This is a genomic window from Streptomyces cathayae (assembly GCF_029760955.1).
Taxonomy (GTDB): Bacteria; Actinomycetota; Actinomycetes; order Streptomycetales; family Streptomycetaceae; genus Streptomyces; species Streptomyces cathayae.
This window is the reverse complement of sequence record NZ_CP121682.1, coordinates 5,196,091-5,209,335: the sequence shown is the minus strand read 5'-3', so window position 1 is coordinate 5,209,335 and position 13,245 is coordinate 5,196,091. Positions and strand designations below refer to the sequence as shown.

Annotated in this window: 12 protein-coding genes and 1 tRNA gene; 7 read left to right on the top strand and 6 right to left on the bottom strand. The window is 72.3% G+C overall.

The window, feature by feature from the left end:
- On the bottom strand, positions 1-1,605 hold the full coding sequence (locus PYS65_RS23810) for a dynamin family protein (protein ID WP_279335973.1): 1,605 nt from the start codon (positions 1,603-1,605) through the stop codon (positions 1-3).
- A 321-nt stretch (positions 1,606-1,926) separates the two neighbouring features.
- Between PYS65_RS23810 and PYS65_RS23805 the strand changes: the two genes are divergently transcribed.
- Positions 1,927-1,999 (top strand) — tRNA-Arg (locus PYS65_RS23805).
- Positions 2,000-2,466: 467 nt separating this feature from the next.
- Here the strand turns inward: PYS65_RS23805 and PYS65_RS23800 are convergent.
- The 3 genes from PYS65_RS23800 to PYS65_RS23790 all read right to left on the bottom strand — a co-directional run bounded on the left by PYS65_RS23800 (position 2,467) and on the right by PYS65_RS23790 (position 3,828).
- Complete coding sequence (locus PYS65_RS23800) at positions 2,467-2,745, bottom strand: hypothetical protein (RefSeq protein ID WP_279335972.1); 279 nt, start codon at positions 2,743-2,745, stop codon at positions 2,467-2,469.
- Between the two features lie 144 nt (positions 2,746-2,889).
- Positions 2,890-3,159 (bottom strand): hypothetical protein, encoded by a 270-nt coding sequence (locus tag PYS65_RS23795; protein WP_279335971.1) that lies wholly within the window; start codon positions 3,157-3,159, stop codon positions 2,890-2,892.
- Between the two features lie 399 nt (positions 3,160-3,558).
- Positions 3,559-3,828 (bottom strand): hypothetical protein, encoded by a 270-nt coding sequence (locus PYS65_RS23790; RefSeq protein WP_279335970.1) that lies wholly within the window; start codon positions 3,826-3,828, stop codon positions 3,559-3,561.
- Positions 3,829-4,202: 374 nt separating this feature from the next.
- On the opposite strand from PYS65_RS23790, the gene PYS65_RS23785 reads away from it, so the two are divergent.
- Positions 4,203-4,448 (top strand): chaplin, encoded by a 246-nt coding sequence (locus tag PYS65_RS23785; protein ID WP_279335969.1) that lies wholly within the window; start codon positions 4,203-4,205, stop codon positions 4,446-4,448.
- A 184-nt stretch (positions 4,449-4,632) separates the two neighbouring features.
- Here PYS65_RS23785 and PYS65_RS23780 read toward each other — a convergent pair whose 3' ends face one another.
- Positions 4,633-4,905 carry a hypothetical protein gene (locus PYS65_RS23780; protein WP_279335968.1) on the bottom strand — a complete coding sequence of 91 codons (273 nt, stop codon included), beginning with the start codon at positions 4,903-4,905 and terminating at the stop codon, positions 4,633-4,635.
- A 114-nt stretch (positions 4,906-5,019) separates the two neighbouring features.
- Positions 5,020-5,928, bottom strand: a complete 909-nt coding sequence (locus PYS65_RS23775) for a hypothetical protein (protein WP_279335967.1) — start codon at positions 5,926-5,928, stop codon at positions 5,020-5,022.
- Between the two features lie 359 nt (positions 5,929-6,287).
- On the opposite strand from PYS65_RS23775, the gene PYS65_RS23770 reads away from it, so the two are divergent.
- From PYS65_RS23770 to murJ, 5 genes are read left to right on the top strand one after another with little or no spacing between them, the layout of a single operon-like run.
- On the top strand, positions 6,288-7,382 hold the full coding sequence (locus PYS65_RS23770; protein WP_279335966.1) for a DUF3344 domain-containing protein: 1,095 nt from the start codon (positions 6,288-6,290) through the stop codon (positions 7,380-7,382).
- 50 nt (positions 7,383-7,432) lie between these two features.
- Positions 7,433-8,722, top strand: coding sequence for a glycosyltransferase (locus PYS65_RS23765; RefSeq protein ID WP_279335965.1), 1,290 nt, complete (start codon positions 7,433-7,435; stop codon positions 8,720-8,722).
- Positions 8,719-10,146 carry an exopolysaccharide biosynthesis polyprenyl glycosylphosphotransferase gene (locus tag PYS65_RS23760; protein ID WP_279335964.1) on the top strand — a complete coding sequence of 476 codons (1,428 nt, stop codon included), beginning with the start codon at positions 8,719-8,721 and terminating at the stop codon, positions 10,144-10,146. The genes PYS65_RS23765 and PYS65_RS23760 overlap by 4 nt, the downstream gene beginning before the upstream one ends.
- A 5-nt stretch (positions 10,147-10,151) precedes the next feature.
- On the top strand, positions 10,152-11,495 hold the full coding sequence (locus PYS65_RS23755; RefSeq protein ID WP_279335963.1) for an O-antigen ligase family protein: 1,344 nt from the start codon (positions 10,152-10,154) through the stop codon (positions 11,493-11,495).
- Positions 11,492-13,189 carry a murein biosynthesis integral membrane protein MurJ gene (gene murJ, locus PYS65_RS23750; RefSeq protein WP_279335962.1) on the top strand — a complete coding sequence of 566 codons (1,698 nt, stop codon included), beginning with the start codon at positions 11,492-11,494 and terminating at the stop codon, positions 13,187-13,189. Before PYS65_RS23755 ends, murJ begins: the two co-directional genes overlap by 4 nt.
- Positions 13,190-13,245: the final 56 nt, after the last annotated feature.

The window sequence follows — 13,245 nt, the reverse complement described above, 5'->3', positions numbered from 1 at the left end:
TCACCTCTCCTTCTGCAGTACGGACAACGCGGCGATGAGTTCGGCCTGGGGTTCGGGATGCACCTCGAGCGCGTCGAGCGGCGCGAGCCGTCGCTCGCGTTCGGTGTGCATGATCCGGTTCACGTGCTGGAGAAGCAGCCGCCCGCCCCGGTCGCGCAGCCGCAACGCCCCGTGCGCGCCGATCCGTTCGGCGAGCTTCTCCCCCGCGGTCCACTCCCGGCGCCCGCTCAGCAACGCGGTGGCGGCCAGGGCGGTGACCGTCTCGGGGTCCGGCGCCGGGGCGTGGTCGAGTTCGCGTACCTCTTCCTCGGCGTACTCCTCCAGTTCGCGCCGCCAGCGCCGTACGGCCAGCCCGATCCGGTGCTCGGCGCCTTCCACCGCCCCGTCACGGTCGGTGAACTCGGGTGCGTTCGCGGCCGGTTCGCGTCGCCAGGCGGCGTCGACCCGCTCGTCGGCGGCGGTGACGGCGCACAGCAGCAGGGCGCCCAGGCTCTCCACGAGGGTGTCGAGGAGTTCGACGGGAGTGCAGTCGAGCGGAAAGGCGCGCCACCGCTTGAGCGCGTCGCCGGCGAGCACGGCCCCGGCCTGCAGCCGACCGCGCAGCCGCGAGTGCTCGCTGTCGTACGCCCCGTCGACGGCGGAGGTGAGCCGCAGCGCGGCGGCGTGCTGCGCGGCGGCGGCACCGGCGAGTTCCGGCATGCGGGAGTTGAGGGAGTCGAGGACGCCCTGGGCGGTCCGCGCCATGACGTGCTCGCGGGCGGCGGGGTCCTGCGTCTGGTGGACGAGCCAGGTCCGCAGCGCCGCCACGGCGGAGGCCGGCAGCAGCCCGCCGCCCCAGGCCGACTCGGGCAGCTCCGGCACGGTGAAGCGCGGTACGTGGCCGAGTCCGGCCTTGGTGAGCAGGGCACCGTACTGCCGCGACACCTCGGACACCACCTGATGGGGCACCCGGTCCAGGACGGTCACGAGGCTGACGTCGTACTCCTTGGCGGCGCGCAGCATGCGCCAGGGGACGGCGTCGGCGTAGCGGGCGGCGGTGGTGACCATGACCCAGATGTCCGCCGCGCAGATGAGTTCGGCGGCGAGGACGCGGTTGTCGGAGACGAGGGAGTCGATGTCGGGGGCGTCGAGCAGGGCGAGGCCGGGCGGAAGGCTGTCGACGGTCTCGACGCGCAGCACGCGCGCGGGGTTCTCGCCGGGGAGCAGGTGGTCCTCGGTCTCCTGCTGGGGCACCCACACGCGGGTGAGGTCGGGCAGCACCCGCATCCCGCTGAACCAGTGGTGGTCCTCCGGGTGGCAGACGAGCACCGGTGTGCGTGTCGTCGGCCGCAGCACCCCCGCCTCACTGACCCGCCGCCCCACCAGAGAGTTCACCAGGGTGGACTTGCCGGCCCCGGTGGATCCCCCGACGACGGCCAGCAACGGCGCTCGGGGCTCTCTCAGGCGGGGTACCAGGTAGTCGTCGAGCTGCGCGAGCAGTTCGTCGCGGTTGGCACGCGCGCGGGGAGCCCCCGCCAGGGGCAGCGGGAAGCGTGCGGCGGCGACACGGTCGCGCAGGGCGGAGAGTGCGTCGAGCAGCTGAGGCCGTACGTCCAAGGTCACCACATGCGAAGAATGCCCAATTTCAGGGGAATTCTGAAGCATATGAGCATGTCTGCGCGCCGATCGGATACAAGGGACGGAAGGGACGACTGGGGCGCGGGCGCGGGCGAGGCATAACGAGTGCACAACACCCGATGCGCCAGGGGCCGAAAGCAGTGCACGATTCGTACCCGCCTGCGATTATCGGGACCGCTTCACCGGACCTCCACATCGAGCCACGGAGGCGAAGCGTCAGGGGCAGGGGCTCGGGAGCCCTATCCTTGTCCCCGGCAACGTCAGGAACCGGCCACACCCGGGCACCGCGACAGTGGCCACCACACCCGGGCCCCCGTAGCTCAGTGGATAGAGCAGGCGCCTTCTAAGCGCTTGGCCGCAGGTTCGAGTCCTGCCGGGGGCGCAAGTACCTTCTGGCCAGCAAGAACGCTGGCCCTCCCTCGTTCCGGCGCGACGCGTACCGCCACCGGGCCGAGCGCCTCGACCGTCCACGGTGGCTTTCCGGCCCCGCGGCAGCCCGTGAGACCGAGGCCGGAACGGCCTCGCAGCCACACAGAAACCCGCTCACACACGCCTCACGGCCGGAATCGCCCACACATCGGCAATTCCGGACAAAAGTCATGATTACTGGTAATCATGGATTGGTTCGCCCTCACCCCCGCCCCGGAGCCGTCCATGCGCGCCGCCCTCACCGCCTCCAGTCCTCATCGAACGCACAGCGCCACAGCCCATCGGCGCCACGCCGCGCCGATGACGGACATGCGAAAAGTGGCCGGGACCCGGTATCGGGTTCCGGCCACTCTCCACTGCACGGATGGTCCGTCGCGAGGGATGCCGACGCGAACAACGACCCTGCGGCCGACGAAGACGTCAGGACTTCTTACCCGGGAAGGAGGCACTGCTGACGCAGGAGACCTCGGCACCCTCACCGGAGCAGCTCTGCTTCGACTCGTTGACGAAGTGGACCTTCCCGGACTCGTCGGTCGTGATCTTCTGATTGTTCGCCTGCACGCAGCGAACGACGCCCTCGCTGTCCTTGGTGCAGCTGTCCGGGCCCTCGGCACCGAAGGCCTGGACGGCACCGGCGCCGATCAGGACGAAGCCCCCCAGGACTCCCGCCGCCGCTGCGATCTTCTTCGACTTGAACATCTGCCTTCTTCCTTGACGGTCGACCCACCGCGGCTGAACCACGGGGCCGCTCCACACGCCTGGACCGGTCGACAAACCGGGCAGGCCCGGGGCTCGAACACCTGGGTTCGAGCCCCGAGACCTGCCCGGATCAGCCGGCTGTGATCACTTGCCGCCGACGACGAAGTTGGAGTCGCAGGAGACCGTGTTGGTCTCCTTGTTCTCCGCGTTACCGAGACCCAGCAGGCCGACCGCCAGGTTGATGTCATCGATGTTGATGAGCCCCTGGACGGAGTTGTCCTGGACACAGGTCGTGGTCTGCGAGTTGTTCAGCTCGACCTCCGGCTCGCCACCGGCGTGGCTGACACCGGCACCGAGGAAGCCGACACTGCCGAGCATGGCCATCACGACCGCGGCCTTCTGGTACTTGCGCATTACCTCTCCATTCTCTTCCGACACGACCCGTACTGGGCCGGTCACGGACAGTCGCCAATCTATGCGACGTTTGCGGCAGTTGGTAGATGAAACGCCCGCAACGCGCTCTTTTGCGAAAAAGAGGCGCCATCGCGCCCGACCGACGAGGGTCAGGACTTCTCGCCGCCGGCGATGACGCGGTTCCCGCAGGAGACGCCGACGCCCGCGCCGGAGCAGTTCTGCTCCGACTCACCGACGAGGCGAACCTTCTTGAACATCCGCCTTCTCCTTGACGGTCGACCCCGCGATGACACCGCGGAGTCGCTCCGAGCATCTGGTCCGGCTCACGAGCCGGGCAGGCCCGGGGCTCGAACACTTGGGTTCGAGCCCCGGGACCCACCCCAGATCACCTGAGGGTGATCAGCCACCAAGGGCGAAGTTCGAGGAGCAGGACACCGCGTTGGTCTCCTTGTTCTCCGCGTTACCGAGACCCAGCAGGGCGCCGACGCCCGCGTTGACGTCGTCGATGTTGACGAGGCCCTGGACCGAGTTGTCCTGGATGCAGGTCGTGGCCTGCTTGTTGTTGACCTCGAAGTCAGGCTTGTCACCGGCCTGGCTGACGCCGGCGCCGAGGAAGCTGACACTGCCGAGCATGGCCATGACGACGGCGGCCTTCTGGTACTTGCGCATTACCTCTCCGTTCCCTGAGTGGACACAGCCCGTGTCGGACTGGTCACTGACGGTGGCTAACGTAGGCGAGGTTCGCGGCTTTGGGTAGTCGAAACGCCCAAATGCGCAAGTTTCTCGTGAAGGTTCCTGTTGCGGTCGCCGTCCACCCGCTCCCGGCGGCCGAATCCAAGGGGCGGCCGCCCGCCTCGCGCACTCAACCGGCATGCCGGACCAGGCACTTCCGCAGGAGAACGCCCCACTCGTCCGGTGAAGTCCCTTTCCTAACGGGTGATCCCGGGACGATCTCCGTGACCAGGAGCGGGAGCGCCGCGTTGAGCGGGACGTGCGACCGCGTGTCATGCGGCCGCGTTTACAGATCAGTTAAGGAGAACGTGATGTCTCGTATCGCGAAGGCTGCCACCGTCGCTCTCAGCACGTCCGCCGTGATGCTCGGCGGGGCCGGTATCGCCGCGGCGGACGCCGGCGCCCAGGGCTCGGCGGTCGGCTCGGCCGGCTTCCTGTCCGGCAATGCGGTCCAGGCCCCGGTCCACGTACCGGTCAACGCGTGCGGCAACACCGTCAACGTGATCGGGTTCCTCAACCCGGCCGCCGGCAACACCTGCATGAACAACAGCTACTAGAAGCAGAGCACTACGGACACGGCCGCTGACATCCGCCGTCGTGACCCGAGAGCCCCGGCGTCCCCGAGCGCCGGGGCTCTCGGCACACACCTCGAGAACCCGCGTCCCTCCGCGCACAAAGAAGGTGGACATACGAGAGTCGGCCCCCGGTGAAGACCGGGGGCCGACTCTCGTATGGCATGCCTCAGGCGTGGAGCCCCAGATCTCCGTGCACCGGCTTGGCCTCGTTCACCACGGCCGCGGCCTCGTGCGCCGTGCCGAACACCGAGCTGCTCTGCTCCGCGCTCTTCGACTCGTCGTGCAGCGGCATCATTTCGAAGGGGACCGCGGTGCGCGTGTTCAGGCCGGTGTCGAGGCCGGTGGACGCCAGGTCGATCTCCTGGGCGGACGCAGGCGCGGCCATGGCGGCGGCGATCAAGGACCCGGCAAGGACGGCGGCAGCCTTCAGGGACTTCATCGTGTTCCTTTCTTCGGCAACGCGGGTCGCCGGAGGGTTTCTGTCGCCGTGCCTAACGATCCCTGGCCGGACCGGAAACCGGGTGACCACGGATTGACGAGTTCTCATATGAGATCAATCGGCCGACAGCACCACCGCCGGCGCCGTCGAGGCGGTCGCGGGCAGCGTGACCACAGGCGATGCGGTGTCCGGGGCCGAGGACACGGGTGTCGACGGCGCGCCGCTCGACGACGTCACGCCGGAGGTCATCGCGCTGGAGGACGTCGTCTGCGTGCCCACCACCGACACCTGCGGGTCGTCGACGGACAGCTCGTCGATGAGCTTCTCCATCTCGACCAGCAGGTCGTCGAGCCATGAGAGCGTCGAATCGGCCGCGTCGTCGGTTGTGCCGTCGGTTGTGCCGTCGGCTGCGTCGTCGGTTGTGTCATCGGCCCCGTCCGCGATCTCGCCCAGGATCTCGTCCAGGATCTCGTCGAACTCTTCGGTGGTCGCGTCGGTGGTCGCACCGGCGGTCTCTTCGGTGGCCGCGTCGGTGGTTTCCTCCTTGGTCGCGTCAGCCGTTGCGGCGCTCATCGTGTCGTCCCCGGGGAGGAGCAGGTCCAGGAGGCGGTCGACGGCATCCCACAGGTTGTCCAGCGCGTCGCTCACGGGGTCGGGCTCGGCCGCGGGCAGCAGTACGCCCGGCGCGGGGGCCGAGGCGAACGGCATGGCCCTGGTGGCCTGTTGCTTCGCTTCGGCCTTCTTCAGCGCGTCCTTCGCGGTATCGCCCAGCATCCTCACCCCGGCCGCGGGCAGCCGGCCGTCGTCCGCCCGGGTCACGGCGGTCAGCAGGTCGGCGACCGGGGCGAGTTCGTCCCCACGCACGTCGGAGTTCCTGACCTGCACGAGCGGTGCGCCGGGCGAGGCCACCCGGCCGTGCTCGCCGGCCGGGTCGGCGGCCAGGGCGGCGGGGCCGGTGACCCCGACCAGGAGGACGGCGCACAGTGCACCGAACGCGATGCGCCGCGCAGGCAGAGCGCGCATGGGAGTTCCTTTCCGCGAAGCTCGGACCTTGAGCCCACCGTGAAAGCGCACCCCGCTTCCCGCAACCGGGCATGGGCCCTTCGGTGCCCCCTCTCACCCCGTTGCCCCGTCCTGCCTGATGAGCCCGCGGATCGGGCCGTCCGCACTCCGGGCCCCGCGGCGGACCGGCATCACGTGGTCGTCGCCCACCGAGAAGAGGCTTCACGTTTCCAACACACTTGTCTGCCTTAAACGAGTTTCGGGGATTTTGTCCGTTGGCTGGCTAGAGTTGCGAACCTCCGGACGTATTCACCTGGGCGGACGCACCGCACTCCTCGCGCTGCCTGTCACCGCCACCTCCCCGAAAGGCTTCGCCGGTCATGCGTCATTCCCTGGGCCAGTTGCTTCGTCATGCAACGGTGGGCGTCCTCACCCTGATCACGGCGTGGGTCCCCTACGGACCCTCAGTCGCCGCGCCGGCCGCGCCGCCCGCGCCGGAGGCGAGCAGCCTCGCGTTCGGGCAGCGGTACGGCGCACTCCAGCACGGCGGCATCGTGCGCGCGGCCAACTCCTCTGCCACCTGCCGCGCGAGCCACTCGGCGTGTGCGGACGTGCAGTCGGGCGCGCGTGGGGCGAACGGCGACTTCGACATGTTCTACGTCGACGTCGACCGCGACCCGAACACCTACAACTCCTCCCGCGCGGAGGTCCGGCTGCCCTCGGGCTCCCGGGTGTCGTACGCGCGCCTCTACTGGGGCGGCAACCTGCTCGTGGGCGAGCAGAAGCCGCCACAGGACAACGGGCGGGTCCTGATCGCCGAGCCCGGCGGGGAGTACAAGGAGCTCCTCGCCGACACGGTGGTCGGACACCGGGTGGCGAACGGTGCGGACGCCTTCCAGGCCTCGGCGGACGTGACACAGCTGGTGCGGGACAGCGGGCCGGGCCTGTACACCGTGGCGGAGGTCAACGTGGCCTCCGGCCGGTCGACGGCCGGCGCGTGGGGCGGCTGGACGCTGGTGGTGGCGTACGAGAACCCGGCGGAGCCGCTGCGGCACCTCTCGCTCTGGGACGGCTTCACACCGCTGGCGTCCACCGCCGGGGTGGAGATCGGGCTGAGCGGACTGGACCTTCCCGCGGACGCGGAGGGCGAGGTGGGGATGGTGGCGTACAACGGTGACCGCGGCACCACCGGTGACTCGCTCACCCTGACCACCGGCGCGCCCGCTTCCACCGCCGTCCTCGCCGACGCCGCCAACCCCGCCGACGACGTCCTGAACTCCACCATCAGCGGGCCCGCGCGAGCTGTTCCGGCACGGGTGCCGGCGCACGCCAACACCCTCGGCTACGACTCCGACGTGTTCACCCTCGGCAGGGGCCTGCTGCACGCAGGTGACCGGGCCACCCTCCGGCTCGGCTCCGAGCGCAACGCGGCGTGGGCCGGCGTGTTCTTCCTCGCCGCCGACGCCCGGCCGTGAACGCGCCGGCCACGGTCCCCGGCGCCTTCGCCGATGAGGAAACCGTGTACATGGAGCCGTCGCCCTCGGGCCGTCGGCCACGGGTGCTGCACCTCACCCAGCCGGTGGAGGGCGGGGTCGCGCGCGTCGTGACGGACCTGGTCCGCACCCAGCTGGCGGACGGCCTGGACGTCATCGCGGCCTGCCCCGACAGCACCCTCACCACCCAACTGCGGTTGCTCGGCGCGCAGGTAAGGAACTGGCGGGCGACGCGCTCGCCGGGTCCGTCACTCGTGCGGGAGGTGCGGCACCTCGCGCGGCTCATCGACGAGGTGCGCCCCGATCTGGTGCACGCCCACAGCGCGAAGGCCGGGCTCGCCGGGCGGCTCGCGGTGCGCGGGCGGATTCCGACGGTCTTCCAGCCGCACGCCTGGTCGTTCGAGGCGGTGGGCGGGCAGACCGGCGCCCTCGCCCTCAAGTGGGAGCGCTGGGGAGCGCGTTGGGCCGCGCGGGTGGTGTGTGTGAGCGAGGCGGAACGGGCGACCGGGGCGCACGCCGGGATCGCCGGCCGGTGGACCGTCGTCCCCAACGGCATCGACCCCGAGCACTTCCACCCGGCCGGCACCGGCACCGTGCGGGCCGGGCTCGCCCCGCTCGCCGGGCTGGCACCGGCGGCGCCGCTCGCGGTCTGCGTGGGGCGGCTGTGCCGGCAGAAGGGGCAGGACGTCCTGCTGCGGGCCTGGGACGCCGTCGTGCGCAGGGTGCCGAACGCCCGGCTGGTCCTGGTCGGCGACGGCCCGGACCGCGACCGGCTGCGCGCGGCCGCCCCGCCGTCCGTGCTGTTCACGGGAGCCGTGCCCGACGCCTCACCCTGGTACCAGGCCGCCGATCTCGTCGTCCTGCCGTCCCGCTGGGAGGGCATGGCCCTGGCCCCGCTGGAGGCGATGGCCTGCGGGCGTCCCGTGGTGGTCACCGACGTCGACGGCGCCCGCGAGAGCCTGCCGCCCTCCTTCGCCGCCCGGTGTCTGGTCCCGCCGGAGAACCCGGCGGCGCTGGCCGAGGCCCTGTCCGAGCTGCTGCTCGACCCGCCGCTGCGCGAGTCCCTCGGCGACCGGGGCCGTCGGCACGTACTGACCCGCCACGACGTACGGCACACCGCCGAGCAGGTCGCGGACGTCTACCGCGACCTGCTCGGTGCGTGGCCCGCCAGGAAAAGAACGCGTCCCACCGAGGCCGTCGGGCGTGGCGAGGCCCGTGCCGCCGAGCCCGGACAGCCGCTCGGCGCGGGCTGCGGCGCCGGGGCGAACCGGACGACACAGCGCGTCGAGCCCACCAAGCACAGGGAGCCCCTCAGCTCGTGACTGCCGAACGTACCGTCTCCTCCCCCGGTGTGCCGCCGCGGGAGCACGGACCCGTAACCGTCTCCGTCGTGCCGCCGCGCGGCCCCGCCACCGGAGTGCGGTCCCCCGCCAGACGGCCACCGGCCCGGCCCCCCTCCCCGGTCCCGCTGTTCCTCGCGGACGGTGCCGCCGCCCTGCTGGGCACCCTGGCCCTCACCGGCGCCCAGCGTCACCCCTCGCTCGTCCTCCTGCTGGTCGCCGCGTCGCTGCTGCTGCGTCCGCGCGACGGCCGGCCGCCGGTGCCGGGGCTGCTGGACGAACTGCCCGCCGTGTGCGGCCGTATCACCGTGGCCTGGCTGGCGCCCGCCGCGCTGTGGGCGGCGTACCGGCCGGAGCACGCGCTGTCCGTCGGCACCGTGCTGGCCGGCCTCGCCGTGCAGACGGCGGCGGCCTGTGCGCTGCGCGCGGCCGTGCACGGACGGCGCCGCGCAGCGCTGCTGCGCCACCCGCGCGCCGCACTCGTCATCGGCCCGGCGGCGACCGCGCAGCGTGTGGCCGCCGCCGTACTGCGCCACCCGCGGTGCGGCGTACGGCCGGTGGGGGTGGTCGCCGAGCAGCCGGACGACGCCGGGGGCGTCCCGGTGCTGCGGACCGGTGAGGAGGTCGAGCGTGCCGTCATCCAGAACGGGGTGCGGGCCGTGCTGGCCGTCCATCCCTCGGTCCGCGCCGAACAGGGACCGCTGCTGCGCACCCTGGCCGAGTCGGGCTGCGTGATCTGGGAGCTCGACGCCGACTCCCCCGCGTACACGGCGCGGCAGCGGCTGGCCGGGTTCGCCTGCCGGCGGCTGTGCCTGTCCCCGGTGCGCCGCGCCGGCGTGGGCAAGCGGCTGCTCGACATCCTCGTGTCGGGGACGCTGCTGGTGCTGGTCGGCCCGATGCTGCTGACGTGTGCGGCGGTCCTGCGGATCAGCGACGGGCCGGGCGTGGTGTTCCGGCAGGAGCGCATCGGCCGGAACGGAAAGCCGTTCACCCTGCTGAAGTTCCGCACCTACCGCCCCGCCGACGAGCACGAGTCGGCGACCCGGTGGAGCGTGGCCGACGAGAACGAGATGCGCCGGTTCTGCCGGATGCTGCGGCGCACCTCGCTCGACGAACTGCTCCAGCTGTGGAACGTGCTCCGGGGCGACATGAGCCTGGTCGGACCGCGCCCCGAACGCCCCTACTTCGTCGCGCAGTTCTCGCACACCTACCAGGGTTACGCGACCCGCCACCGCATGCGGACCGGGATCACCGGCCTCGCCCAGGTCCACGGGCTGCGCGGCGACACCTCCATCGAGGACCGCTCCCGGTTCGACAACGCCTACATCGACGACTGGTCGCTGTGGCAGGACGTCTGCATCCTGCTGCGCACCGCGGCGTCGCTGGTACGCCCGACGGGGAGCTGACCGACGTGAGCCTTGCTCTCGCACCCCTGCCGCGCCGGGCCGCCGCGTTCGCGCCGGTCCTGCCCCCGGTGGCGGTGCTCGCCCTGCTGGCCCTGCCCCTGACCTACGACGGGGCGGGGCCCGCCGACGTGGTCTCGGGGCTGCTGGTGGTGTACTGCGTGATCCGTCTGCTGCGCGAGCGGCGGCGCCCGCTGTCGCCCACCGCGGCGGTGGTGCTGGGCCTGCCGGTCGTGGGGCTCGCGCTGGCCGCCATGGGGGCGTCCTCGCCCGAGGCGGCGCTCACCGGCCTCGGGCGCTATCTGCAGGTCTTCGTGCTCGTCCCGGCGGCCGTGCTGACGCTGCTCCGCGGCCGCGCCGACTTCCGGGTGCTGGCCTGGTCGTTCGTGGGGCTCGCGCTGTGGCAGGGGGCCGTCGGCGTGCACCAGTACGCCACCGGGACCGGCGCCTCCTACCAGGGGGAGCCGATCCGCGCGGTCGGCACCTTCGGGGCCCAGGACGTGATGGGCATGGCGGCGGCGGTCGCCCTCGGTCTGGTGTGCGCGGTGGGGATCGCGCTGGGCCGGGGGCCGGTACGGCAGCGGGCGGCGGCCACCGGCTGCGCGCTCGCGCTGCTGCTGCCGCTGGCACTCTCCTTCAGCCGGGGCGCCTGGATCGCGACCGCCCTGACCTGCGCCGTGCAGCTGGCGCTGGCCGGGCTGCGGCGGGCGCTGAGGACGGCCGCGGCCGTGGCCGCCGCGGGGGTGGTCCTGATGGGCGGGTTCGGCGTCGGCACAGCGCAGCTGACCGAGCGGATCGACAGCATCACGCAGGTCACCGCCGACCCCGACCAGTCCGTGGTGGACCGGTACGCCCTGTGGGCGTCCGCCGGCGACATGTGGCGCGAGCAGCCGCTGACCGGTGTCGGTCTGAAGGGCTTTCCCGAGCATCGCGACGGGCACGCCACCCTGGCGCTGTCCTCGGGCAGCGACATCGCGGGCGCGGGATCCGAGTACCACAAGCAGGCGCTGCTCTCGCCGCACAGCATGTACCTGCTGGTGCTGAGCGAGCAGGGCCTGATCGGGCTGCTCACCCTCGCCGGAGGCTGGCTGGCGCTGCTCGTGCTCGGGCTGCGCGGGCTGCTGCGGGTCCGCCGCCGCGGACCGGGAGCGGACTGCGGGCTCGTCGCCTGCGGGCTGCTGGTCTGGCTGCTGACCGACTTCGTGTACGGGGACATCGGCGGCCCCTCGACGGTGCTGACCGCCCTGGCCCTGGGGCTCGCCGCATGGTGGGCGCTGGGCGGCGGTGAGCGGGGGCACCTCGTACCGAGGGGCGGCCCGCGGGGGCGCCTCGAGGAGGCCGCGGCGCGATGACGGTGGTGCCTTCGCAGACCCCCGGACACGGAACCGACCGGGCCGCGACCGTCCCCGCGGCGCGTGCCGCACCTCCGGTCGGGGACGGCCACGGCCCGTCCTCGCCCTCGGCCTCCCGCAAGTTCCTCGCCAGGGCCACGCTCGTCACGGCGGCGCTGTCCATCGGCGGTTCCCTGCTCGGCCTGGTGCGCGACCAGTCGCTGGCGCGGCTGTTCGGCGCCGGGAGCGACACGGACGCCTTCCTGGTGGCGTGGACCGTGCCGGAGATCTCCGCCACCCTGCTGATCGAGGACGGGCTGGCGATCGCGCTGATCCCGGCGTTCAGCATGGCGTTGGCCCGTCGCGCCCGGGGCGTGGCGGGCGATCCCGTCCGCGAGCTGGTCGCCGCCACCCTGCCACGGCTGAGCCTCGCCTTCGTCGCGGTCGCCGCGCTGGTCGCCGGGACGGCTCCCTTCCTGGTCGAGGTGCTGGCGCCCGGCCTGCCCGACCCCCGGCTCGCCGTCGACTGCACCCGGCTCACCGCGATCAGCCTGCTGGCCTTCGGGCTCGCCGGGTACTGCAGTGCCGCCCTGCGGGCCCACCGCCGGTTCTTCGCACCCGGGGCGATCTACATCGCGTACAACACGGGCATCGTCGCCACGATGTTCCTGCTCGGCGGCGAGTGGGGCGTGCGGGCCGCGGCGGCCGGGGTCGCGGTGGGCGGCTGTCTGATGGTGGCGGTGCAACTGCCGTCGCTGTGGCGGCAGCTGGCGTCGCGCGCGCCGGCTGCGGTCGGCGGGGCGCAGGGCGGCGGCGAGGAACGGCCGGTGCGGCTCGCCCTGATCGCCGCCGTCCTCCTGTTCGCCCTGTGCCGCCAGTCGCAGGTCCTGGTCGAACGCTTCCTCGCCTCCGCCCTGCCGGCCGGGGCCATCTCGCACCTGAACTACGCGCAGAAGGTCGCCCAGATCCCGATGACCCTGTCGCTGATGGTGTGCACGGTCACCTTCCCCGTGGTGGCGCGGGCGCTCGCCGACGGTGACACCGAACGGGCCCGCGACCGCGTGGAGCGGGATCTGGTGCTGTCGTCCTGTGTGGTGCTGCTGGGCATGTGCGCGGTGCTCGCCTGTGCCCCGCAGATGATCGAACTGCTCTTCCAGCGCGGCGCGTTCACCGCGAGCGACACCGCGGCGACCTCCGACGTCATGCGGGTGTACGCCCTCGGACTGCTGGGGCAGACCCTGGTGGGCACGCTGATCCGCTCGTACTTCTCGGCGGGCCGGCCCAGTTGGTACCCCCTCGCGGTGATGGGCGTGGGCATCGTCGCGACCTCGTTGATCGGCGCCGTCGCCGTGCGTCCCTGGGGGGTGGCGGGGATCGCCGCCGCCAACGCCGTCGGCATCACCGTCACGGCCGCCCTGCTGCTGGCCGGTCTGCGGACGTCCCGGCGCGGCGGCGCCGGCGGTGTCCGGCTCCGTGTCCGTCAGGTGCTGGCCGCGCTCGGCCGGCCGGTGCTCGCCTCGGTCGGCGCCACCGCCGCCGGTGCGTTCGCCGCGAGCCGGGCCGACTCCCCCCTGGCGGGCCTCGCGGCCGGCTCGCTCACCGTGACCGCCGTCTTCGTCGCGCTCTCCCTGGCCCTGCGCGTCCAGGGCTCCGCATCCGCGGTGCGCTCCGTACGCACCATCACCCGAAAGCTCACTCATGACCGTTTCCGTTGATTCCACCGGTTCTGCCGGGTCCGTTGACTCCGTCGGCACCGGCAGGCTTCCCGCCG

What these genes read in the sequence shown, in the direction of transcription:
- PYS65_RS23795 (WP_279335971.1), bottom strand. Translation starts at nt 3,159, where the DNA reads ATGCGCAAGTACCAGAAGGCCGCGGTCGTGATGGCCATGCTCGGCAGT.
- PYS65_RS23785 (WP_279335969.1), top strand. Translation starts at nt 4,203, where the DNA reads ATGTCTCGTATCGCGAAGGCTGCCACCGTCGCTCTCAGCACGTCCGCC.
- PYS65_RS23790 (WP_279335970.1), bottom strand. Translation starts at nt 3,828, where the DNA reads ATGCGCAAGTACCAGAAGGCCGCCGTCGTCATGGCCATGCTCGGCAGT.
- PYS65_RS23765 (WP_279335965.1), top strand. Translation starts at nt 7,433, where the DNA reads ATGGAGCCGTCGCCCTCGGGCCGTCGGCCACGGGTGCTGCACCTCACC.
- PYS65_RS23780 (WP_279335968.1), bottom strand. Translation starts at nt 4,905, where the DNA reads ATGAAGTCCCTGAAGGCTGCCGCCGTCCTTGCCGGGTCCTTGATCGCC.
- PYS65_RS23770 (WP_279335966.1), top strand. Translation starts at nt 6,288, where the DNA reads ATGCGTCATTCCCTGGGCCAGTTGCTTCGTCATGCAACGGTGGGCGTC.
- murJ (WP_279335962.1), top strand. Translation starts at nt 11,492, where the DNA reads ATGACGGTGGTGCCTTCGCAGACCCCCGGACACGGAACCGACCGGGCC.
- PYS65_RS23800 (WP_279335972.1), bottom strand. Translation starts at nt 2,745, where the DNA reads ATGTTCAAGTCGAAGAAGATCGCAGCGGCGGCGGGAGTCCTGGGGGGC.
- PYS65_RS23775 (WP_279335967.1), bottom strand. Translation starts at nt 5,928, where the DNA reads ATGCGCGCTCTGCCTGCGCGGCGCATCGCGTTCGGTGCACTGTGCGCC.